Genomic DNA, 21,811 nt, shown 5'->3' on the forward strand with positions numbered 1-21,811 from the left:
GTCCGCGCGAGCGCGTGCCTACGAGGGGTGGTGCGGCGGTGCACCGGGGGCCGGGAGGGCATCGGCCGCAGGTCGGCAGCGACCCGAGCGCGGGCTCCTCCGCGCGAACGCCCGGGTCAATCTAACCTGACGTGAGGTAGTTGTTGCGCCACCGCGACGGGTGGTTGGTCACAGCGACCATCAGGCCGCGCCGCCGGCGGTGCGCTGGTCAGTGCGCGCCGGTGAGCTGCCCGCTGTGCCGCTCGTAGCGGGAGGCGGAGTGCCCCTCGAGCCCGATGACCTCCACCCGCTTCCTGCGGCTCGCGTACTTGTGGGTGATGGCGTCCAGGGCGGCGACCGTGGAGGCGTCCCAGACGTGGGCGCCGGACAGGTCGATCACGACGTTCCCGGGATCGCCGGCGTAGTCGAACTGGGTGTACAGGTCGTTGCTGGAGGCGAAGAAGAGCGCCCCGTGGACCGAGTAGACCCGGGTGTCGCCGTCCGGGTCGGTGACGCTGGTGACCTCGACGAGGTGGGCGACCCGGCGGGCGAAGAGCACGCAGGCGACCAGCACGCCGACGGCGACGCCGATGGCCAGGTTGTGGGTGATCAGGGTGACCGCCACGGTCGAGACCATCACGATCGTCTCGCTGCGGGGCATCGTGTGGATGGTGCGCAGGCTGTGCCAGTCGAAGGTCGCGATCGCCACGAAGATCATCACGGCGACCAGGGCGGCCATCGGGATGAGCGCCACGATGTCGCCCAGGACGACGACCAGGACCAGCAGGAAGACGCCGGACAGGAAGGTCGACAGCCGGGTGCGGGCGCCGGACTTCACGTTGATCATCGTCTGGCCGATCATCGCGCAGCCACCCATGCCGCCGAAGAACCCGGAGGCGATGTTCGCGACCCCCTGGCCCCAGGACTCGCGGGTCTTGTTCGAGGGGGTGTCGGTGAGGTCGTCGACCAGCTTCGCCGTCATCAGCGACTCCATCAGCCCGACGAAGGCGACGCCCAACGCGTAGGGGGCGATGATCGTCAGCGTCTCCCAGGTGAGCGGCAGGTCCGGGATGCCGAAGAACGGCAGGCTGTCGGGCAGCTCGCCCTGGTCGCCCACGTCCGGCACGGTCAGGGCGGCCGCGACGGTGAGCCCGGTGAGCACCACGATCGACACCAGTGGCGCCGGGATCGCGGTGGTCACCCGGGGGAGCAGGAAGATGATCGCCAGGCCGGCGGCGACCATCGGGTAGACGAGCCAGGACACGTCGGTGAGGTACGGCAGCTGCGCGGTGAAGATCAGGATGGCCAGCGCGTTGACGAAGCCGACCATCACGCTGCGCGGGATGAACCGCATCAGCCGGGCGAAGCCGGACAGGCCCAGGAGCACCTGGAACACGCCGCCCAGCACGACGGCGGCGAGCAGGTACTCGACGCCGTACTGCAGCGCCAGCGGTGCGACCACGAGCGCGATCGCCCCGGTGGCAGCGGTGATCATGGCGGGCCGGCCGCCGGTGAAGGAGATCACCACGGCCATGACGAAGGAGGAGAACAGGCCGACGCGGGGGTCGACCCCGGCCAGGATCGAGAAGCTGATCGCCTCGGGGATCAAGGCGAGGGCCACGACGATCCCGGCGAGGACCTCGGTGCGGGCGACGTCCGGAGAGAGCCAGGTCGGGCGGGTGAGGTGCGGCCTGGGCAGCACCGGGAGGGGTGAGGGCATGCCACCGTCTTCCGGTCGGGCGCCGTGGAGGCGCAGGTGAGACGGTCCCGGTGGGGACCGCAGGGCGAGGAGGGGTGCGCAGCGCACCCGGGGACCACGGCGATGTGGGGGAGGTCGGCGACTCGGGCCGGCCATCGAGGCGCCCGGAGCGGCAGCGATCCGGATCAGACGGCCGTGCGGCCGTGCGGCCGTCGTGGTCCTCCACAACATAACCCTTACGTGAAGGAAGAGTCCATTCGACACGGGTGCCCGACCGCCCGGCGCGAACCGGTGTGCCGGCCCGGGGGCTCAGCACGTGTCGAGGCCCGGGCCGTGCTGGTGGGTCACCAGACGGGCCCGGGCCGACGACCCGTCAGGCGTCGATGACCACCGGAATGATCATCGGGGTGCGGCGGTGGGACCGGTTCGCCCAGTTGCCGACGGCCTTGGCGATCAGCGACTCCAGCTGGGCGGCGTCCTTGACCCCGTCGGCCGCCGCGCGGGCCAGCTCCCGCTCGATCAACGGCACCGCGGCGTCGAAGGACTCGGCCTCGTGGACGAAACCGCGGGCCAGGAAGTCGGGGGCCTCCACGAGCTGCCCGGTGTTGGCGTCGACGATCGCCACGACGGTGATCACGCCCTCCTCCGCGAGGGTGCGCCGGTCCTTCAGCGAGGCCTCGGTCGCGCCGCCGACGGTCGAGCCGTCGACGTAGACGTTGCCGGCGGACACCTTGCCGGTGATCGAGACCCGGCCGTCGACCAGGTCGATCACGGAGCCGTCCTCGGCGATGACGACCCGGCTCGGGTCGACGCCGGTGCGGATCGCCAGGTCGGCGTTGGCTCGCAGGTGCCGCGCCTCCCCGTGCACCGGCATGACGTTGCGCGGCTTGACGATGTTGTAGCAGTACACGAGCTCGCCGGCGCTGGCGTGCCCGGAGACGTGCACCTTGGCGTTGCCCTTGTGGACGACGTTGGCGCCGATCCGGGTGAACTCGTTGATGATCCGGTAGATGGCGTTCTCGTTGCCCGGGATCAGCGAGCTGGCCAGCAGCACCGTGTCGCCCTCGGAGATCCGGATGACGTGGTCGCGGTTGGCCATCCGGGACAGCGCCGCCATCGGCTCGCCCTGGGAGCCGGTGCAGACCAGGCACACCTGGTCGGCGGGCAGCTTCTCCAGCACCTTCATGTCGACCACCAGGCCCTTGGGCACCCGCAGGTACCCCAGGTCGCGGGCGATCCCCATGTTCCGGACCATCGACCGGCCGACGAAGGCGACCTTGCGGCCGTGCTCGTGCGCGGCGTCGAGCACCTGCTGGATGCGGTGCACGTGGCTGGCGAAGCTGGAGACGATGACCCGCTTGGGGGCGGTCCGGAAGACCGTGTCGATCGCCGGGGTGAGCTCGCCCTCCGACGTGGTGAAGCCGGGGACGTCGGCGTTGGTGGAGTCGGTGAGGAAGAGGTCGACGCCCTCCTCGCCGAGCCGGGCGAAGCCGCGCAGGTCGGTGATCCGCTGGTCCAGTGGGAACTGGTCCATCTTGAAGTCGCCGGTGTGCAGCACCAGGCCGGCCGCGGTGCGGATGGCCACGGCGAGCGCGTCGGGGATGGAGTGGTTGACCGCCAGGAACTCCAGGTCGAAGGGGCCGAGCCGCAGCTCGTCGCCCTCCGCGACCTGCTCGGTCACCGGGGTGATCTTGTGTTCCTTGAGCTTGGCCTCGATGAAGGCCAGCGTCAGCTTCGACCCGATGACGGGGATGTCCCGCCGCTCCCGCAGCAGGTACGGGACGCCGCCGATGTGGTCCTCGTGCCCGTGCGTCAGGACGATGGCCACGATGTCGTCCAGCCGGTCCCGGATGGAGGTGAAGTCCGGGAGGATCACGTCGATCCCGGGCTGGTGCTCCTCGGGGAAGAGCACGCCGCAGTCGACGATCAGCAGCTTGCCGGCGTGCTCGAAGACGGTCATGTTGCGGCCGATCTCACCCAGGCCACCGAGGGCGACGACCCGCAGGCCGTTGGGGGCCAGTGCCGGAGGGGTGCCGGGGTCGCGGCGAGAGCGGCTCATGCCCTTCACGCTACGTGCGCGGGACCGGCGAGCTGCCGCCGGTCCCGGCGCGTCTGCATCCGACCCGGCACCTCCCGGCGAACGTCTGGTGTGGAGTCGCTCGCCCGGGACGATCACCAGTGGGTCGTCCAGCCGTTGCTCGATGCCGGCCTGCCGCTCGACGAGATCCGGTCCCTGGTGTTCGGCCTGGCCTTCCAGGGGGTGGTCAGTGAGGGGCGCGAGGTCCTCGCCTGCATCCGGGACCTCGTCGCCGACCGGCCCGCAGAGGTCCGGGCCGCCTGGTCGGAGGTGGTCCACCGGCTGTTCCTGCTGGAGCCCCCGACGTAGGGGGCGGCTCAGCCGTGGTCGGGGCCGGCCGACCCGGCCGGGTACTCCCGCAGCGGCACCTCGCCCGCCGACCAGGCGGCCAGGATCGGCTCGACGATGCGCCAGGACTGCTCGGCCTCCACGTCGCTGATGGACAGGGTGGAGTCCCCGGCCAGCACCTCCCGCAGCAGCAGCCCATAGGCCGACAGGTCGTTCGGGGGCAGGCCGATGTCCAGGGCGCGGCGCTCGAGGTCGAACGGCTCGCCGGCCCCGTTGAGGTTCAGCTCCAGCGTGACGTGGTCGGGGTCGAGGCCCAGGCGCAGCACGTCCGGCTGGAGCTGCTGGTCGCCGAAGGCCAGGTGCGGCACGGGCTTGAACCAGATGGCGATCTCCCGCCGGCCCGCGCCCAGCGCCTTCCCGCTGCGCAGCCGGAACGGCACGCCCGCCCAGCGCCAGTTGTCGATCGTCACCGTGAACTCGGCGTGGGTCTCGGTCTCCCGCGCCGGGTCGACGCCCTCCTCGCTGGTGTAGTCGGGCAGCTCCCGGCCCTGGACGGTCCCGGCGGTGTACCGCCCGCGCACGGTGTCCCGGGCCATGTCGGCCGGGGGGCGGACCGCCCGCAGGACGTCGGCCTTGCGGGCGGACAGGCTGGCGCCGTCGACCGCGTTCGGCGGCTCCATCGCCACGAGGGCCAGCTGCTGGAGCAGGTGGTTCTGCAGCATGTCCCGCAGTGCGCCCGCTGTGTCGTAGTAGCCGGCGCGCCCTTCCAGGCCCAGCGTCTCGTCGAAGACGATCTCGACCCGGTCGACGTGCGAGGCGTTCCACACCGGCTCGAACAGCCGGTTGGCGAAGCGCAGCCCCAGGACGTTGAGCACGGTCTGCTTGGCCAGGAAGTGGTCCGTGCGGAACGCGCGCTCCTCCGGGACCAGCCGGTGCAGGACGGCGTTGAGCTGGCGGGCGTCGGCCTCGTCGCGGCCGAAGGGCTTCTCCACGGCGATCGTCGTCCCCTCGGGCAGCTCGACCTCGGTCAGCGCCTCCAGGGTGGGGAGGAAGACGGTGTTCGGCAGGGCCAGGTAGACCACCGGGCGGCCCGGCACGCGGGCCAGCACCTGCCGCAGGTCATCGGGGGCGGTGACGTCGCCGCGCTGGTAGCCCAGCCGGTCGACCAGACGGCCCTGGGCCTCCTCGGGCACGTGCGTGGCGTGCTCGGCGAGCCGGGCGCGTGCCCACTCCCGGTACTCCTGCTCCGACCAGTCGTCCCGGCCCACCGCCAGCACGTCGACGTCGCCGTCGAGCGCATCTGCCTGGACCAGCTGGGCCAGCCCCGGGAGGAGGAGGCGGCCGGTGAGGTCACCCGTCCCGCCCAGCACCACGAGGGTCGCCTGCATCGTCGTCCTCTCCGTCGTCGTGGCGGGCCCGCCGTCCGCAGGCCCCTCCGCGCCCTGCCCAGGGCTCGCAGCCCTGAACCCCGGGACGCCTGATCCGCCGATCCGGCGCACGGCCGTGGTCCACTCCTGGGGAACCGGGACCACGTCGGTGAGGAGGCGCAGTGAGCCGCACGCACGAGGTCCTCAACCAGGCGCCGCCGAGGGTCGACCTGGACGAGTACTCGACCAACCCGGCCCTGACCGAGGCGGTCGAGCGCCACGGCGCCGGCTGGGCCACCGACCACCTCGCCGAGGTCGGGTCGCTCGTCGGGCAGGCCGACTTCCAGCGGGACGCCGAGCTCGCCGACACCCACCCGCCGGTGTTCGCCGGCCACGACCGCTGGGGCAACCGGGTCGACGCGGTCGAGTTCCACCCCGCCTACCACCGGATCAGCGCCGCGGCGGTCGCGCACGGCGCGCACACCAGCTGCTGGGCGGAGCCGCGGCCCGGTGCGCACGTCGCCCGGGCGGCGGCGTTCATGCTCTTCGCCCAGGTCGAGCCCGGGCACGCCTGCCCGGTGAGCATGACCCACGCCGTCGTCCCCTCGCTGCGGGCGGCGCCGGAGCTGGCCGACGTGTGGCTGCCCAAGGTGTTCTCCCGGGACTACGACCCCGAGCTGCGCGACCCGGCCACCAAGTCCTCCGCGGTCTTCGGCATGGCGATGACCGAGAAGCAGGGCGGCTCGGACGTGCGGGCCAACACCACCCGGGCGGTCGACGCCGGCGACGGCAGCTGGCGGCTGACCGGGCACAAGTGGTTCTGCTCGGCCCCGCAGTCCGACGCGTTCCTGGTGCTCGCCCAGACCGGCACCGGCCTCTCCTGCTTCCTGGTGCCCCGCGTGCTGCCCGGCGGGGACCGCAACGTGTTCCGCATCCAGCGGCTCAAGGACAAGCTGGGCAACCGGTCGAACGCCTCCTCGGAGATCGAGCTGGAGGGAACGGTCGGCTGGCTGGTCGGGGAGGAGGGGCGCGGGGTCCGCGCCATCATCGAGATGGTCGGGCAGACCCGGCTGGACTGCGTCCTGGGCAGCGCCGCCGGCATGCGGCAGGCCGTCGCCGAGGCCGCCTGGCACACCCGGCACCGCCGCGCCTTCGGCGCGACGCTGATGGACCAGCCGGCGATGACCGCCGTCGTCGCCGACCTGCAGCTGGAGGCCGAGGCGGCCACCTGGACGGCGCTGCGGGTGGCCGCGGCGTACGACAGCGAGGACGCCGAGTCGGTCGCGTTCCGCCGGCTCGCCACCCCCGTGGCGAAGTACTGGGTGTGCAAGCGCGGGCCGCACCACGCCTACGAGGCGCTGGAGTGCCTGGGCGGCAACGGCTACACCGAGGCCTTCCCGCTGGCCCGCCGCTACCGGGAGCAGCCGGTGATGGCGGTCTGGGAGGGCTCGGGCAACGTGATCGCCCTCGACGTCCTCCGGGCGCTGGCCCGCGAGCCGGAGTCGGTGGCCGCCGTCGACGAGGAGGTCGCCTCGGCGCTGGGCCAGCACCGGGCCTTCGACGCGCACGTGCAGGCCACCCGGGCGCTCATCGGCCGGGTGCAGGCCGACCCGGGGATCGCCCCGCAGCACGCCCGCCGGGTCGTGGAGGCGCTGGCGCTCGCCCTGCAGGGCGCCGTCCTGATCCGCGAGGCGCCGGCCGCCGTCGCCGATGCCTTCGTCTCCGCCCGGCTCGGGGCCGACCGCAGCCTGGAGTACGGGGCGCTGGACGCCGGCCTGGACCTCGCCGCGATCGCGGCGCGCGCCTGACCGGGCCCGATCCGCCACCGCGCGCCCTATCCTCCGGCGCATGACCGGACGTCGAACCGCCCTGACCGCCGGCGCGGCCGGGCTGAGCGTGCTCGCCTGGGTCGCGTGGCTGGCCTGGGACCGGGAGTACCAGTTCGACCCGGAGACCAGCACGACCTCGGGCCCCTACGAGACGTGGCAGGTCGTCGGCTGCGTGCTGACGCTGCTGGCCGCCGCGGTGCTGGTCGGGTGGGTGCAGCGGCCGCTCGTCGCGGCGCTGGTGGTGACCGTGCCGTTCACGCTCTGCTGGACGGTCGACGCAGGCCGCCAGGACGAGACCGGGCTCTTCATGGTGGGCGCCCTGCTGATCGCCGTGGGCCTGTTCCTCGGCTCGTTCCTGGTCGCGGTCGGGATCGGCCGGGCCCCGGGCCGTCGGCGCATCGACGCCTGACCCTCCCCCGGCGCGATCAGTCGGCGAAGCAGGCGGTCAGCGCGCCGACCACCAGCGGGACGTCGAGGGCCGAGGCCAGCTCACGGGCCGAGTGCATGGCCAGCATGGGTGCGCCGACGTCGACGGTCGCGATGCCCAGCCGGGTCGCCGTCAGCGGACCGATCGTGCTCCCGCAGGGCAGGTCGGCCCGGGTGACGAACCACTGCACCGGCACCGACGCCTCCGCGCAGCGCTCGGCGAACCAGCCGCTGGTCACCGCGTCGGTGGCGTAGGCCTGGTTGGCGTTCACCTTCAGCACCGGCCCGCCGCCCAGCTGCGGCTGGTGGCCGGGCTCGTGCCGGTCGGAGCGGGTCGGGTGGACGGCGTGCGCCATGTCCGCCGAGACCAGCCGGGACTGCGCCAGTGCCCGGGGGAGCGCCTGCGGGTCACCGGCGTCCAGGACCGCCACCAGCCGGCGGACGACGTCCTCCAGGAAGCTGCCGCGCGCCCCGGACATCGAGCCGCTGCCCACCTCCTCGTGGTCGTTGGCGACCAGCAGCTGGGTGCGGCTGGTGGCCGCCGCGGCGATCAGCGCCGTCACCCCGGCGTGGCAGCTGGCCAGGTTGTCCAGCCGCGGCGCGGCGATCCAGCTGCCGTCGGCGCCGGTGCGGCCGGCCGGCTGGGTGTCGGCGAGCACCAGGTCGTGCCCGACGACGTCCTGCACGGCCGCGCCCACCTCGCTGGCCAGCGCCTCCCGCAGGCCCGGCTCGGTGCCCAGGTCCTGGGACCAGACGGGCACCAGTTCCCGCTGTGGGTCCAGCTTCAGGCCGTCGCGCACGCTGCGGTCCAGGTGGATCGCCAGCGACGGCAGCCGCAGCGGCGCGCCGGGCAGCCGCACGAGTGCGGTGCCGCCGCCACGCAGTGCCACCCGGCCGGCCACGGTGAGCTCCCGGTCCAGCCAGGTGTGCCAGAGCCCGCCGCCGTAGGGCTCGACGCCGACCAGCCGGTACCCGGCCTGCCGGACGTCGTTGCGCGGCCGCACCTTGAACGTGGGGGAGTCGGTGTGCGCGCCGACCAGCCGCAGCCCCGCCTCGGCCGGGGAGGCGCTGCCGACCCGGAACGCGATCAGGCTGCCGTGCCGGACGACGAAGTGCTGCCCGCCGGGGGCAAGCTCCCACCGGTCGGCCTCGGCGAGCTCGGTGAAGCCGGCCGCGCGCAGCCGCCGGCCGAGCTCCGCGACGGCGTGCGACGGGGACGGGGAGGTGTCGACGAAGGCCCGCAGGTCGTCACCGAGGGAGAGGTCCGGCATGGGCCCATCTTGCTCGACCGGCCCGGACCCGTCCGACCTGAGCCGGTCCGTCGAGCCTGAGCCGCTGGACCGACCGTTGCGCCGTGCCACGGCGCGGCTCAACGGTGGTCGGGGTGGGTCGACCTGCGTTTGGCTGGCGGCGCGCGGGTAGGTCGGGTGCATGGCCGACGACATCGAGATCGATGCCCAGGGTGAGCACGGCTACCTCGTGACCCAGCCGAGCGAGCTGGAGGACGTGCGCACCTGGTTCAAGGTGACCCCCGAGGTGATGGACCAGCTCGGGGCCGACGACGAGGAGGACGTGGTCCTGCGCACCGTGCAGTTCCTGCGCAGGCACCAGGACGTCGCCGACTTCCCGGAGGCCGTCGACCTGGAGGACGTCATCGCCAGCTACGACGAGTACCTGACGGTGATGACGGCGGACTGATCACCACCGCGGTGCGGATGGGATGCTGCCACCTGTGACCGAGCCCACGCTGCCCGCCGACCCCGCGGCGCTGGCCGCTGCGCTGGAGGGCGCCGGCTACCTGCCCGACGAGGGCCTGGCGACGGCGGCCTACCTGGCGCTGGTGATGCACCGCCCGCTGTTCCTGGAGGGCGAGGCCGGGGTCGGCAAGACCGCGTTGGCCCGGGCACTCGCCGACGTCACCGGCCGGCCGATGTACCGGCTGCAGTGCTACGAGGGCCTGGAGGCCAGCCACGCCCTCTACGACTGGGACTTCGGCCGCCAGCTGCTGCACCTGCGCGCCGCCGAGGCCGCCGGTACCGCCGAGCGCGCCGAGGAGCTGGAGGCCTCGCTCTACGACCGCCGGTTCCTGCTGGCCCGCCCGCTGCTGCAGGCACTGGAGGACTCCCCGTCGGTGCTGCTCATCGACGAGGTCGACCGAGCCGACGACGAGTTCGAGGCGTTCCTGCTCGAGGTGCTCAGCGACTTCACCATCTCCATCCCGGAGCTGGGCACGATCCGCGCGCAGACGCCGCCGCTCGTCGTCCTCACCTCCAACCGCACCCGCGAGGTGCACGACGCGCTCAAGCGCCGCTGCCTCTACCACTGGCTGGAACACCCCGACTTCGAGCGCGAGGTGGCGATCCTGCGCCGCCGGCTCCCGGACGTCACCGAGGAGCTGGCCCGTCAGGTCGCCCGCGCCACGGCCCGACTCCGGGAGCTCGACCTGCTCAAGCCGCCCGGGGTCGCCGAGGCGATGGACTGGGCGACCGCGCTGCACGCCCTCGGCGCCCGCGAGCTCGACCCGGACACCGCGGCTCGCACCCTCGGGGCGGTGCTGAAGTACCGGGAGGACACCGACCGCGTGCAGGCCCTCGCCCGGGGAGCGCTGTTCGGTGGCGGGTGAGCAGCGGGACGTCGTCACGACCGTGCTGGGGTTCGCCCGCACGTTGCGGCACGCCGGCGTCGACGCCTCCCCCGACCGGGTCGAGGCGATGCTCGCCGCGGTCGCGCACCTCGACGTCCTCGACCCCACCGCCGTCTACTGGTCCGGCCGGCTGACCCTCTGCGCCAGCCCCGACGACCTCGAGCGCTACGACGCCGGCTTCGCCGCCTACTTCGGGGGCGAGGCGCCGCGGGCCCGGCGGCCGTCGGGGGCGGAGGAGCAGCGGGTCGCGCAGTCCGCGCCCCTGCAGACCGGTGAGGGCAGCCAGGAGGGCGGGGAGCCCACCGAGCTGGCCACCCAGGCCAGCGGCGAGGAGGTGCTCCGGCACCGGGACGTCGCCGAGCTGACCGTGGCCGAGCGCGACCAGCTGCGCCGGCTGTTCGCCCTGCTGGTCCCGGCCAGCCCGATGCGCGCGTCCCGGCGCCGCAGCCCGTCGGCACACGGGGCGATCCACCAGGCGCGCACGGTGCGGCGGGCGCTGCGCGACGGCGGCGAGATCACTCGGCTGGTGCACCACCGGGCCCGCCCGCGCCCGCGCCGGGTGGTGCTGCTGATCGACGTCTCCGGGTCGATGAGCCCCTACGCCGACGCACTCCTGCGGTTCGCGCACGCCGCCGTCCGCGCCCGGCCGGCCAGCACCGAGGTGTTCACCATCGGCACCCGGCTGACCCGGGTGACCCGCGAGCTGCGGCTGCGCGACCCGGACAAGGCGCTGGCCGCCAGCGGTTCGGCGATCCCCGACTGGTCCGGTGGCACCCGGATCGGCGAGGTGCTCAAGGCGTTCCTCGACCGCTGGGGCCAGCGTGGCACCGCCCGCGGCGCGATCGTGGTGGTCTGCAGCGACGGCTGGGAGCGCGGCGGCCCGGAGCTGCTGGGCGAGCAGATGGCCCGGCTGGCCCGGCTGGCGCACGCCGTCGTCTGGGTGAACCCGCACAAGGGCCGGGCCGGCTACGAGCCGCTGACCGGCGGGATGGTGGCGGCGCTGCCGTCGATCGACTGCTTCGTCGCCGGGCACAGCCTGGCCGCCTTCGAGGAACTGGCAGGGGTGATCACGCGTGCGTGATGTCTTGGACGACCTGGTCGGGTGGTGGCAGGCGGGGGAGACCGTCGGCGTGGGCACCGTGGTGGGCACCTGGCGTTCCGCGCCGCGCCCGGCGGGGGCGTCGATGCTGGTCGGCCCGGACGGGACGGCGGTGGGCAGCGTCTCCGGCGGCTGCGTCGAGGGCGCGGTCTACGCGGAGGCGCAGGACGTCCTCGCCAGCGGCGAGCCCACCCTGGAGCGGTACGGGGTGAGCGACGACGACGCCTTCGCCGTGGGGCTGACCTGCGGCGGGATCCTCGACGTCTACGTGGAGGCGATCTCCCGGGAGTCCTTCCCCGAGCTCGGTGACGTGGCCGCGTCGGTGGGCGCGCACGAGCCGGTCGCCGTCGTCACCTGCGTGAAGGGCCCGGCCGACCGGCTCGGCAAGCGGCTGGTGCTCTGGCCGGACCGCGCCTCGGGCACGCTCGGCGCCCAGCGGCTGGACGACGCCGTCGCCGACGACGCCCGCGGCATGCTCGCCGCCGGCCGGACGGCGACCCTCACCTACGGCCACGACGGCGAGCGGCGCGGCGACGAGCTCACGTTGTTCGTCTCCTCCTTCGCCCCGCCGGCCCGGATGGTGGTGTTCGGCGCGATCGACTTCGCCGCCGCCGTCGCCCGGGTGGGGTCGTTCCTCGGCTACCGGGTGACCGTCTGCGACGCCCGGCCGGTGTTCGCCACCGCCCGCCGCTTCCCCGACGCCGACGAGGTGGTCGTGGAGTGGCCGCACAAGTACCTGCAGGCCCAGGTGGACGCCGGGGCGCTCGACGAGCGCACGGTGCTCTGCGTGCTCACCCACGACCCGAAGTTCGACGTCCCGCTGCTGGAGGTCGCGCTGCGGCTGCCGGTGGCCTACGTCGGTGCGATGGGCTCCCGGCGCACCCACGACGAGCGGCTGGCGCGGCTGCGCGAGGCCGGGCTGACCGAGGACGAACTGGTCCGTCTCGCCTCACCGATCGGGCTGGACCTGGGCGCCCGCACCCCCGAGGAGACCGCCGTCTCGATCGCCGCCGAGATCATCGCCGGCCGCTGGGGCGGCACCGGCGAGCGGCTGGCCGAGGTCGCCGGCCCCATCCACCGCACCGCCGACCGCTAGCAGAGGCCGAACTCGCGACTTTGGCCCCTGAGCCGGGCCACCAAAATGGCCATTTTGGTGGTGGTGGGTCAGGGGTGGGACGGCGGGGGCCCGCGCTCTCGGCCCCTGGGGGACGATCGGCGGGTGACGGACGACGACCTGCCGTACCGCTACGACGTCGAGGTCGTCGGGCTGCTCGCCTCGCCGGCGCACCGCTGGGACGGCCGGCCCGACCCGGCACTGGCCGGACCGGTCGAGCGCACCGACCGGGTCGAGGTGCGGGCCGGGCTGGGCATCGTCGGCGACCGCTACTTCGGCCGGCCTGCCCACCGGGACGCCTCGGTGACGGTGCTCGCCGCCGAGGGGCTGGAGCGGCTGGCCGGCGAGCTGGGCAGCGGGCCGTTGGACCCGATCGCCGCCCGGCGCAACGTGGTCCTGCGGGGTGCGGAGGTCGAGGCGCTGCGCGGGCAGCCGTTCAGCCTGGACTGCGGGGAGGGGGTCGTCGTCCTGGCCGGTGGGGGGCCGGCCCACCCGTGCGCCTGGCTGGACCTCGCGCTCACCCCCGGCGCACACCGCGGGCTGCGCGGGCGGGCGGGGATCCGCTGCGCACCACGGTCGGACGGCGTCCTGCGGCTGGGCCCGGCCGTGCTGCGCACCGCCGTCCCGCTGGACCCGGCGCAGGCGGGCGCCGCCGTGCGGCCCGCGCCCCGTCCACCGACGGGGCGCGGGTCCGGTCAGCGGTCGGCGTCGGTGTAGACGACCATCCCGCGGATGTTCTTGCCGTCGCGCATGTCCTGGTACCCCTGGTTGATCTCGGCCAGGGAGTACTTCTGCGTCACCAGCCCGTCGAGCTTGAGCTGACCTGCCTGGTAGAGGGCGAGCAGGGCGGGGATCTCCGCGCGCGGGTTCGCGCCACCGAAGATCGCACCCTGCAGGTCCTTCTGCAGCAGCGTGAACTCGAACAGGTTGAGCTTCACGTCCATGTTGGCCGCGTTGCCCATGCCGGTGACGACGACCCGGCCGCCCTTGCCGATCATCGAGACCGCGGCCTGGATGTCCTCCCCCTGGATGTCGCCGACGGTGATGATCGCCTTCTCCGCCATCCGGCCCCAGGTCATCTCGTTGACCACCGGCGTGGCCTCCTCGATGGTGGAGAACACGTGGGTGGCGCCGAAGTCCTTGGCCCACTGGTGCTTCGCGACGACCGGCTCGATCACCACCACCCGCAGCGCCCCGGCGGCGGCGGCGCCCTGGATCGCGTTCATGCCCACGCCGCCGGCGCCCATGATCACGACCGTCTCGCCCGGCCGGACGTCGGCCACCTTGGTCGCCGAGCCCCAGCCCGTGGTCACGCCGCAGCCGACCAGTGCGGCGACCTCCAGCGGGATGTTCGCGTCGATCTTGATCACCGACGCCTCGTGCACGGTGATGTAGGGGGCGAACGTGCCCAGCAGGCACATCGGGACGACGTCCTTGCCGCCGGTCTGCACCCGGTAGGAGCCGTCGGAGATCGACGTCCCGGCCAGCAGGCTGGCGCCGAGGTCGCAGAGGTTCTGGTGGCCGTTGGAACAGGGCGGGCACTGCCCGCAGGCCGGGATGAACGCGGTGACGACGTGGTCGCCGACCGCCAGCCCGGTGACACCGGGGCCCACCTCGGTCACGACGCCGGCACCCTCGTGCCCGCCGAGCACCGGGTAGGAGCCGACCGGGGTGCCGCCGGTGACCAGGTGCTCGTCGGAGTGGCACAGCCCGGAGGCCGCGAGCTCCACGGTGACCTCGTTGGCCCGGGGGTCCCCGATCTCGATCTCCTCGATCGACCACTCCTGGCCGATTCCCCACAGGATGGCGCCCTTGGTCTTCAACTCATGTCCTCCAGGTCTGCAGCGACCACGTCGTCGTTGATGTGGTCTCTCTCACAGCCTGGGGAGGCGGGTGGGTGCCGTCAAGGCGGGATGGCGGGGATCCCGGGCGGACGGCGTCCCTCGCCCGTGTCCACAGGGGTGGCGGGCAACCGTGCGGTGCGTCACAGTGCAGCGACTCCGCACGCCCTCGATGGTGCGGACACTGCCGACGAGAGGCGTCAACGTGGACAACCTCGCTGTGCTCAGCCTGCTGGCCCTGCTCCCGATCCTGGTGGTCGGCGTGCTGCTGGCCGGGCTGCGGTGGCCCGCCAAACGGGCCATGCCGATCGGCTTCGTGGTCGTGGTGCTCGTCGCCCTGTTCGCCTGGGAGATGAGCCCGACCGCCATCGCCGCATCGGCGGTCCAGGGGCTGCTGCTGGCCCTCACACTGCTCTACATCGTCTTCGGCGCGCTGCTGCTGCTGGAGACCCTCACCAAGAGCGGCGCGATGGCGACCATCCGCGCCGGGTTCACCAGCATCAGCCCCGACCGCCGGGTGCAGGCGATCATCATCGGCTGGCTGTTCGGCAGCTTCATCGAGGGCGCGTCCGGCTTCGGCACCCCCGCCGCCGTGGTCGCTCCGCTGCTGCTGGCGCTGGGCTTCCCGGCCATGGCCGCGGTCATGGTGGGCCTGATCATCCAGAGCACGCCGGTGAGCTTCGGCGCCGTCGGCACCCCGATCCTGGTCGGCGTCAGCGGCGGGCTGACCGGTTCGGACGCCGTCGAGCAGCGGACGGCGTTCCTCGGCATCGAGTTCCCCGAGTTCCTGGAGCGGATCGGTTTCCAGGTGGCCGCCATCCACGCCACCATCGGCACGCTCATCCCGCTGATCCTCGCCTGCATGCTGTGCGGCTTCTTCGGCGAGCGGAAGCGGTTCGCCGACGGCCTGGCGATCTGGCCGTTCGCGCTCTTCGCCGCCTTCGCGATGACCGTGCCCTACGTGACCGTCGCCGCGGTGCTCGGGCCGGAGTTCCCGTCCCTGCTCGGCGGCCTGATCGGCCTGGTCATCGTGATGTTCGCGTCCAGCCGGGGCTTCCTGATGCCGAAGGAGACCTGGGACTTCCCGGCCCGGGAGCGGTGGGCGACCAACTGGATGGGCAACCTCTCCCCGGAGGACGAGAAGGACGTCGCCGGCAAGAAGATGAGCATCTGGCTGGCCTGGACGCCGTACGTCATCGTCGCCGCCCTGCTGGTGCTGAGCCGGACCATCGACCCGATCACGGAGTTCCTGACCACCGGCTGGCGGGTCGTCACCGTGGACGACATCTTCGGCACCGGCATCGCCCAGGCGCTGCAGATGGTCTACCTGCCCGGCTTCCTGTTCATCCTCACCTGCCTGATCACCTACGCCATCCACCGGATGCGGCCGGCCGACATCGCCGCGTCGTGGAAGGTGGCCGGCAGCCAGCTGGCCGGCGCGGCGGTGGCGCTGCTGTTCGCGCTGCCGCTGGTCCGGGTGTTCATCAACTCCGGGGCCGACTTCAACGACTCCGGGCTGGCGTCGATGCCGCTGACCCTGGCCGAGGGCGCGGCGTCCATCGCGGGCGACACCTGGCCGGCCTTCGCCCCGTGGATCGGTGCGCTGGGGGCGTTCGTCGCCGGGAGCAACACGGTCAGCAACCTGATGTTCTCGCTCTTCCAGTTCTCCACCGGTGAGCAGATCGGGGTGACCCCGGAGACCGTCGTCGCCACCCAGGCGGTCGGCGGCGCGGCCGGGAACATGATCACGGTGCACAACATCGTGGCGGCGTCGGCCACCGTCGGCCTGATCGGGCGGGAGGGCGACCTGATCCGCAAGACCGTCCTGCCGACGATCTACTACTGCCTGATGGCCGGTGGCATCTCGCTGGTGCTGATCTACGGGTTCGGGGCCAACCTGAGCACGCTGTGGCTGGCCGTCCTGCTGGTCGCCGTCGCCGCGCTGATCGTCGCGATGCGGCGCTCGCCCGGGAAGCCGAACAACGAGCTCGTCGACACGGCCGGTTCGCCGGCGGACAGCGCCACGACCGGTGGGGCGCCCGGCGACGGCCGGGACCAGACGGACATGGTCCCGGACCCCAACCGCACCCGCGACGACCGCTGATCGACCGACACCCCGCCCCCGCCGGGGCGGGGTGTCAGTCGGGCAGGACGACGTCCAGGGTGATCAGCTCGTGGGCGACCGTGCCCGTTCCGCTCAACCCGGCCAGCGCGGCGGTGCCCGAACCGGCGACCACCCGGGCCCACTGGGTGGTCTCCACGCCCTCGCCCATGGCGGCGCCGTGCTCCAGCACGAAGCTGCCCCGCCGGCCGGCCAGGGCGCCGGTGATCCGCTCCTGCGCCACGTAGGAGGCGCCCCGCTCTCCCTGGGTGGTGAGCGCGTGGCCGGTGGCCGAGCCGGTGAGGTCCTCGCCCTCGTAGGTCTTCGCGAGCACGACCCGCCCGGTGGCGGGCGCACCGGGCTCGGCGGGCTCCGGGTCACCGACCGCGTCCCAGGTGTCGATGGTGAACGGCGCCGTCAGGTGCAGGTCCATGCCCGGCATCCTGGCCCGTGGCCTGCCGTCTGTCCTGGGGTCGGGCCACGGGCAGACTCATCGCCGTGACGGTGGTGGTGGTCGGTGCCGGGCCGGTCGGGGTGACGGCGGCGCTTCTGCTGGCCCGCCGGGGCATCGACGTCCTGGTGCTCGACCGGCACCCGGCCGCCTACCCGCAGCCGCGGGCGGTGCACCTGGACGACGAGTCACTGCGGGTGCTGCAGGCCGCCGGCGTCGCCGAGGCGTTCGCCGCGGTCAGCCGGCCGATGGCCGGGCTGCGCCTGCTGGACGGCGCGCACCGCACGCTCGTCGAGTTCGGGCGAGGGGACGGCGAGCACGGCTGGCCGCAGGCGTCGATGTTCAGCCAGCCCGACCTGGAGGCGGTGCTGCGCGCGGCACTGGCCGCCGAGCCCCGGGCCGAGCTGCGCGGCGGGGTCGAGGTGTTGCACGTGGAACAACCCGGACCTGTCCGTCTCACCGTCCGCGACCGGGCCACCGGCGTCGAGGAGGAGCTGGTCGCGGACGCCGTGCTGGGCTGCGACGGCGCGAACAGCACGGTGCGCCGGCTGATCGGGTCGTGGATGCACGACCTCGGCCCGGCCGAGCGCTGGCTGGTGGTCGACCTGGCGGCCGACGCCCCGCTGGACGTCTGGCCCGGCGTGCACCAGGTCTGCGACCCGGTGCGCCCGGGGACGTTCATGCCGATCGCCGGCGACCGGTACCGGGCGGAGTTCCGGCTGGCCGCGGGCGAATCCGCCGCCGAGCTCGACCTCCCGGCGCTGCTCGCCCGGTTCGGTGCGGAGAGCTGCACCGTCGTCCGGACCGCGGAGTACACCTACGCCGCCCAGGTGGCCGACCGGTGGCGCGACCGGCGGGTGCTGCTCTGCGGTGACGCGGCCCACCTGACCCCGCCGTTCATCGGCCAGGGGCTCGGCCTGGGGCTGCGGGATGTGCACCAGCTCGCCTGGAAGCTGGCGGCGGTGCTGGACGGCGCGGACGACGCGCTGCTGGACACCCACCAGGCCGAGCGGGCGCCGCACGCCAGGGCGCTGATCCGCGTCGCGGTGCTGCTCGGCCGGCTGATGACCGGCGGGGGCGACCGGGCCGCGCTGGTGCGCCGGGCGGTGCTGACCGGGGTGCGCCGGCTGCCGCGGCTGGCCGCCTTCGCCGCCGCCAGCCGGACGCCGCCGCTGCGTCGTGGCCCGCTGGTGCGCAGGCCTCTCCTCGCGCCGAGTTCGCCGGTCGGGTCGCTCGTGCCGCAGCCGCCGGTCCCTGGCAGCCCGCGGCTGGACGACCTGCTCGGCCCCGGCTGGGCGGTGCTCACGGCCGGCGGGCCGGTGCCCGAGGACTGGCCGGGTCCCGTCGTCCGGGCCGACCGGCTCGGCTCGCCGGAGCTGGCCGGCTGGCTCGATGGGCGTTCGGTACTGGTGCGTCCCGACCGGATCGTCGCCGCCGTCGCCCGCGGTTAGCGTGACCGGGTGAGCTTCGACGTCGCAGCACTCCGCGCCCACTTTCCCGCCCTCACCGACGGTGCCGCGCACTTCGACGGCCCCGGCGGCTCGCAGATGCCGGACGTCGTCGCGCAGGCGGTCGCCGCCACGATGACCCAGCCGATGGCCAACCGCGGCTCGGTCACCCAGGCCGAGCGCAACGCCGACGCGGTGGTGCGGGAAGCCCGGCAGGCGGTCGCCGACCTGACCGGCGGCGATCCGGGCGGCGTCGTCTTCGGGCGCAGCGCCACCGCGCTGACCTACGACCTGTCCCGGGTGCTGTCCGCCGGCTGGGGGCCCGGCGACGAGCTGGTCGTGACCCGGCTGGACCACGACGCCAACATCCGCCCGTGGGTGCAGGCCGCGGAGGCCCGCGGCGCCACGGTGCGCTGGGCCGACTTCGACCCGGCCACCGGCGAGCTCGACCCCGCGACCGTCGGGGCGCTGCTGTCCGAGCGCACCCGGCTGGTCGCCGTCACCGGTGCCTCCAACCTGATCGGCACCCGCCCCGACGTCGCCGCGATCACCGCCCTGGCGCACGAGGCCGGGGCGCTGACGTGGGTGGACGGCGTGCACCTGGCCGCGCACGCGCCGGTCGACGTCACCGCGCTGGGGGCGGACTTCTTCGTCTGCTCGCCGTACAAGTTCCTCGGCCCGCACTGCGGCTGCCTGGTCGCCGCACCAGAGCTGCTGGAGACCCTCCACCCGGGCAAGCTGCTGCCCTCCAGCAACGCCGTCCCGGAGCGGTTCGAGCTGGGCACGCTGCCCTACGAGCTGCTGGCAGGCACCACGGCGGCGATCGACCTGCTCGCCGCCCAGGCCGGCCCCGAGGGCGACCGCCGCAGCCGGCTGGTGGCCGCGATGGCCGCCATCGAGCAGCACGAGGACCGGCTGCGGGAGCGGATCGAGGACGGCGTCCGGGCGCTGCCCGGGGTGACCGTGTGGTCGCGCGCGGCCCACCGCACCCCGACCCTGCTGCTCACCTTCGCCGGCCGGGACGCCGCCGACGCGTACCGCTCCCTGGCCGAGCGCGGCGTCAACGCCCCCGCCGGCTCGTTCTACGCGCTCGAGGCCAGCCGCCACCTGGGGCTGGGCGACACCGGCGGGCTGCGGGTCGGGCTGGCGCCGTACAGCGACGACGCCGACGTCGACCGGCTGCTCGCTGGGCTGCAGGAGTTCCTCGCCTCCTGACCGCGCCCGCCGACCCTGGGTGTGCCGCACCCAGGTCCGGCGCGGCCTGGATGGCCCCCGGTCCGGCCCGCAGGGTCGGGGCATGACCACGACACACCAGCTGAGCGACGACGTCCTCCCGGCGCTCCTCGCCAACCAGGCAGGCGGACACCGCCCGCTGCTGTTCGCGCACGCGACGGTGCGCACGATGGACCCCCTGCTCGGCGACCTGACGGACGCCGACCTGCTGCTCCGCTGCACCGAGATCGTGCGGGTGGGGCCGGGCCTGCACACCGCCGCTGAGGACGACGACGCCCTGGTCGTCGACTGCACCGGGTTCACGATCGCCCCGGCGGTCATCGAGACCGGGGCGGTGGCCGGGCGGCGCGACCGGGGCGGCAGCCTGACGCCGGGCGACCCGGCCACCTTCGGCGTGGTCCCGTCCGCGGGCACCGGCCCGATCGAGCAGCTGGTCTGGTACACCGCCGGCGCTGCGGCGATCGTGGCCGACGGCGTCGTCCAGCGGTGGAACGGGCGCCGGCTCGCCGCCCCGATCGACGAGACCGGCCCGGGCCGCGCCCCGGCCGACAGCCCGCATCTGGGGACGTGGGTCGATGAGACGGGTCTCATCCACCAGGAGCTCACCGCGGACGGTCGGTACGACGAGACCCGCGGCGGCCGCCCGCACGCCTACCAGGGCGCGTTCTGGCTCGACGGCGACCGCATCGTCTACCGCGACGACCTCGGCTTCTGGGCCTACGGCCGGTTCCGGGACGGCGTGCTCCACCACGGCGGCTACGTCTTCCGCCGCCGCTGACCACCCACGGGTCAACGGGGGATCTGCACAGCCTCGGCGTTCGACGTGACCCCGGTGTTCGGGGGCGTCTCGGCGACCGTCTCGGTCGACTGGGCCCAGGCCAGCAAGAGGCTCACGACCACGACGACGGCCACCGGGACCGCCGCCAGCGGGCGCAGCCCCCGTCGTCCCGCGGAGAAGAGCAGGGCGACGATCCCCATCCCGATGATCAGGCCGACGTTCATGCCGAGCAGCAGCAGCCCGCCGAGTGCGGGTGCCAACTCGCCGACGTGCACCGCGATCGCCGACGCCCCGACGGCGGGGACCAGGGCCAGCGCAGCGACGGTGCCGATGAGGGTGTCGGTCTTCTCGCTGGCCTGTGCAACGGTCCCGGCCAGGCCGGCGGCCAGCGCTGCGGCCATGGACCACCAGCCGGGGTGGACACGTTCCTGCAGGAGGGGCTGGCTCAGCAGCACGGCGTCCGAGGCGACGACCCCCAGGGCGGACATCACCGCGGTGGTGGCCCACGCGGCGGCGAAGGCCAGCGCGAGGCCGACCAGCGCGACCCGCAGCCCGCGCCCGGCCTCACCGCGACGATGCGCCATCAGCGCGAACGGGACGAGGGCCAGCGGGGGCATCAGCGGCGCCACGATCATCGACCCGATCAGGATCGGGACCGAGTCCGACAGCAGCGCCACCGAGGCGAGCACCCCGGATGCGGTCATGAACAGGAGGTAGCTGCCGGACAGCCGGACCTGGGACGCGATCTTGTCGACCGTGTCCTCGTCCATCAGGCTCGTGAGCGGTGCAGGCACGTGGTCATCCTGGGCCGGAGGACGCCATCCGGCAGGCCGGGGACGTCCAGCACCGGGTCAGCGCGGCGTGCCCTCCGCGATCGCCTTGAGGGCGGCGAGGGTGGCCGGGATGCTCGCGTGGGCGGAACGGGTGCGGTCGTCGATCTGCTGCTGGGCGTCGGCGCCGTACCGCTCGGCGAAGAACTCCTGGCCGGCCGGGAGGAACTCCCAGGACTCGGTCAGTCGGGTGCCGCCCTCGACCGGCTCCATCGTGAAGCCCCACCGCACCAGCTTCCCGCCGACCAGGAACGCGAACTCCCGGCCGGGCTCGGCGGCCACCACCTGGCTGCGGGTCTCCCACGTGCGTCCAGGCACCTCGTTGCGGCCGGTGAACCAGGCGCCGACCTCGGCCGAGGCGCCCTCGTCCCACCAGCAGGCGGTGCAGATCGGGCTCCACTCGCCGGTCCGGGTCACGTCGGACACCAGCGCGTAGAGCGCCTCGGGTGAGGACCGGACGACGACGGAGCCGGCATGGGTGAGGCTGTCCATCCCGGCATCCTCGCAGCGGTCGGCCGGCGCGACGAACCGGGTCAGCGCACCGGTCACCCGGCTGTGCGGCGCCGAGTGGGCAGGTCGCAGACCCGTCGGCCGACGGACGGGTGCA

General features: G+C 73.9%; 20 protein-coding genes. 12 read left to right on the top strand and 8 right to left on the bottom strand.

Features of this window, described 5'->3' with window-relative positions:
- Positions 1–208: 208 nt before the first annotated feature.
- Complete coding sequence (locus tag O2W15_RS06530) at positions 209–1,699, bottom strand: SulP family inorganic anion transporter (protein WP_269178812.1); 1,491 nt, start codon at positions 1,697–1,699, stop codon at positions 209–211.
- A 352-nt stretch (positions 1,700–2,051) separates the two neighbouring features.
- Entirely contained in the window at positions 2,052–3,737 is a 1,686-nt protein-coding gene (locus O2W15_RS06535) for a ribonuclease J (protein WP_269178813.1), read from the bottom strand.
- Between the two features lie 90 nt (positions 3,738–3,827).
- Between O2W15_RS06535 and O2W15_RS06540 the strand changes: the two genes are divergently transcribed.
- Positions 3,828–4,064, top strand: coding sequence for a hypothetical protein (locus tag O2W15_RS06540; RefSeq protein WP_269162479.1), 237 nt, complete (start codon positions 3,828–3,830; stop codon positions 4,062–4,064).
- Positions 4,065–4,072: 8 nt separating this feature from the next.
- Here O2W15_RS06540 and O2W15_RS06545 read toward each other — a convergent pair whose 3' ends face one another.
- Positions 4,073–5,431 carry a glucose-6-phosphate dehydrogenase gene (locus tag O2W15_RS06545; RefSeq protein ID WP_269162481.1) on the bottom strand — a complete coding sequence of 453 codons (1,359 nt, stop codon included), beginning with the start codon at positions 5,429–5,431 and terminating at the stop codon, positions 4,073–4,075.
- A 161-nt stretch (positions 5,432–5,592) separates the two neighbouring features.
- Here O2W15_RS06545 and O2W15_RS06550 point away from each other — a divergent pair, with 161 nt between their 5' ends.
- Positions 5,593–7,218 carry an acyl-CoA dehydrogenase family protein gene (locus O2W15_RS06550; RefSeq protein WP_269178814.1) on the top strand — a complete coding sequence of 542 codons (1,626 nt, stop codon included), beginning with the start codon at positions 5,593–5,595 and terminating at the stop codon, positions 7,216–7,218.
- A 40-nt stretch (positions 7,219–7,258) separates the two neighbouring features.
- Positions 7,259–7,648 (top strand): hypothetical protein, encoded by a 390-nt coding sequence (locus O2W15_RS06555; RefSeq protein WP_269162485.1) that lies wholly within the window; start codon positions 7,259–7,261, stop codon positions 7,646–7,648.
- Positions 7,649–7,664: 16 nt separating this feature from the next.
- Here the strand turns inward: O2W15_RS06555 and O2W15_RS06560 are convergent, their stop codons facing one another.
- On the bottom strand, positions 7,665–8,936 hold the full coding sequence (locus O2W15_RS06560; RefSeq protein WP_269178815.1) for a M18 family aminopeptidase: 1,272 nt from the start codon (positions 8,934–8,936) through the stop codon (positions 7,665–7,667).
- Positions 8,937–9,096: 160 nt separating this feature from the next.
- Here O2W15_RS06560 and O2W15_RS06565 point away from each other — a divergent pair, with 160 nt between their 5' ends.
- From O2W15_RS06565 to O2W15_RS06585, 5 genes are all read left to right on the top strand, one after another.
- Entirely contained in the window at positions 9,097–9,363 is a 267-nt protein-coding gene (locus O2W15_RS06565) for a hypothetical protein (RefSeq protein ID WP_269162488.1), read from the top strand.
- A gap of 34 nt (positions 9,364–9,397) precedes the next feature.
- Positions 9,398–10,288 carry an AAA family ATPase gene (locus O2W15_RS06570; RefSeq protein ID WP_269178816.1) on the top strand — a complete coding sequence of 297 codons (891 nt, stop codon included), beginning with the start codon at positions 9,398–9,400 and terminating at the stop codon, positions 10,286–10,288.
- Positions 10,278–11,390 carry a vWA domain-containing protein gene (locus O2W15_RS06575; protein WP_269168304.1) on the top strand — a complete coding sequence of 371 codons (1,113 nt, stop codon included), beginning with the start codon at positions 10,278–10,280 and terminating at the stop codon, positions 11,388–11,390. The genes O2W15_RS06570 and O2W15_RS06575 overlap by 11 nt, the downstream gene beginning before the upstream one ends.
- Positions 11,383–12,504, top strand: coding sequence for an XdhC family protein (locus O2W15_RS06580; RefSeq protein WP_269162493.1), 1,122 nt, complete (start codon positions 11,383–11,385; stop codon positions 12,502–12,504). Before O2W15_RS06575 ends, O2W15_RS06580 begins: the two co-directional genes overlap by 8 nt.
- A 123-nt stretch (positions 12,505–12,627) precedes the next feature.
- Complete coding sequence (locus tag O2W15_RS06585; RefSeq protein ID WP_269178817.1) at positions 12,628–13,239, top strand: molybdenum cofactor biosysynthesis protein; 612 nt, start codon at positions 12,628–12,630, stop codon at positions 13,237–13,239.
- Here the strand turns inward: O2W15_RS06585 and O2W15_RS06590 are convergent.
- The gene (locus O2W15_RS06590; RefSeq protein ID WP_269178818.1) at positions 13,218–14,345 is read right to left on the bottom strand and encodes an NDMA-dependent alcohol dehydrogenase; all 1,128 of its coding nucleotides are present in this window, start codon (positions 14,343–14,345) and stop codon (positions 13,218–13,220) included. The genes O2W15_RS06585 and O2W15_RS06590 overlap by 22 nt on opposite strands.
- A gap of 223 nt (positions 14,346–14,568) precedes the next feature.
- On the opposite strand from O2W15_RS06590, the gene O2W15_RS06595 reads away from it, so the two are divergent.
- Complete coding sequence (locus O2W15_RS06595) at positions 14,569–16,467, top strand: L-lactate permease (RefSeq protein ID WP_269178819.1); 1,899 nt, start codon at positions 14,569–14,571, stop codon at positions 16,465–16,467.
- Between the two features lie 34 nt (positions 16,468–16,501).
- Here the strand turns inward: O2W15_RS06595 and O2W15_RS06600 are convergent, their stop codons facing one another.
- A complete protein-coding gene (locus tag O2W15_RS06600; RefSeq protein ID WP_269178820.1) occupies positions 16,502–16,897 on the bottom strand; it encodes a DUF3224 domain-containing protein in 396 nt (131 codons plus the stop codon).
- A 65-nt stretch (positions 16,898–16,962) separates the two neighbouring features.
- On the opposite strand from O2W15_RS06600, the gene O2W15_RS06605 reads away from it, so the two are divergent.
- The 3 genes from O2W15_RS06605 (at position 16,963) to O2W15_RS06615 (ending at position 20,374) form a co-directional block, all read left to right on the top strand.
- A complete protein-coding gene (locus tag O2W15_RS06605; protein ID WP_269178821.1) occupies positions 16,963–18,366 on the top strand; it encodes a bifunctional 3-(3-hydroxy-phenyl)propionate/3-hydroxycinnamic acid hydroxylase in 1,404 nt (467 codons plus the stop codon).
- Positions 18,367–18,375: 9 nt separating this feature from the next.
- Positions 18,376–19,578 (top strand): cysteine desulfurase-like protein, encoded by a 1,203-nt coding sequence (locus tag O2W15_RS06610; RefSeq protein ID WP_269178822.1) that lies wholly within the window; start codon positions 18,376–18,378, stop codon positions 19,576–19,578.
- Between the two features lie 82 nt (positions 19,579–19,660).
- Positions 19,661–20,374 carry an Atu4866 domain-containing protein gene (locus tag O2W15_RS06615; protein WP_269178823.1) on the top strand — a complete coding sequence of 238 codons (714 nt, stop codon included), beginning with the start codon at positions 19,661–19,663 and terminating at the stop codon, positions 20,372–20,374.
- 11 nt (positions 20,375–20,385) lie between these two features.
- Here the strand turns inward: O2W15_RS06615 and O2W15_RS06620 are convergent, their stop codons facing one another.
- Both O2W15_RS06620 and O2W15_RS06625 read right to left on the bottom strand, forming a co-directional pair.
- Complete coding sequence (locus O2W15_RS06620; protein WP_269178824.1) at positions 20,386–21,168, bottom strand: DUF389 domain-containing protein; 783 nt, start codon at positions 21,166–21,168, stop codon at positions 20,386–20,388.
- Between the two features lie 57 nt (positions 21,169–21,225).
- On the bottom strand, positions 21,226–21,696 hold the full coding sequence (locus tag O2W15_RS06625; protein ID WP_269178825.1) for an SRPBCC family protein: 471 nt from the start codon (positions 21,694–21,696) through the stop codon (positions 21,226–21,228).
- Positions 21,697–21,811: the final 115 nt, after the last annotated feature.

Origin of the sequence: Modestobacter sp. VKM Ac-2979 (genome assembly GCF_026967995.1) — a bacterium.
GTDB lineage: Bacteria > Actinomycetota > Actinomycetes > Mycobacteriales > Geodermatophilaceae > Modestobacter.

What these genes read in the sequence shown, in the direction of transcription:
- O2W15_RS06530 (WP_269178812.1), bottom strand. Translation starts at nt 1,699, where the DNA reads ATGCCCTCACCCCTCCCGGTGCTGCCCAGGCCGCACCTCACCCGCCCG.
- O2W15_RS06535 (WP_269178813.1), bottom strand. Translation starts at nt 3,737, where the DNA reads ATGAGCCGCTCTCGCCGCGACCCCGGCACCCCTCCGGCACTGGCCCCC.
- O2W15_RS06545 (WP_269162481.1), bottom strand. Translation starts at nt 5,431, where the DNA reads ATGCAGGCGACCCTCGTGGTGCTGGGCGGGACGGGTGACCTCACCGGC.
- O2W15_RS06555 (WP_269162485.1), top strand. Translation starts at nt 7,259, where the DNA reads ATGACCGGACGTCGAACCGCCCTGACCGCCGGCGCGGCCGGGCTGAGC.
- O2W15_RS06560 (WP_269178815.1), bottom strand. Translation starts at nt 8,936, where the DNA reads ATGCCGGACCTCTCCCTCGGTGACGACCTGCGGGCCTTCGTCGACACC.
- O2W15_RS06565 (WP_269162488.1), top strand. Translation starts at nt 9,097, where the DNA reads ATGGCCGACGACATCGAGATCGATGCCCAGGGTGAGCACGGCTACCTC.
- O2W15_RS06600 (WP_269178820.1), bottom strand. Translation starts at nt 16,897, where the DNA reads ATGGACCTGCACCTGACGGCGCCGTTCACCATCGACACCTGGGACGCG.
- O2W15_RS06615 (WP_269178823.1), top strand. Translation starts at nt 19,661, where the DNA reads ATGACCACGACACACCAGCTGAGCGACGACGTCCTCCCGGCGCTCCTC.
- O2W15_RS06625 (WP_269178825.1), bottom strand. Translation starts at nt 21,696, where the DNA reads ATGGACAGCCTCACCCATGCCGGCTCCGTCGTCGTCCGGTCCTCACCC.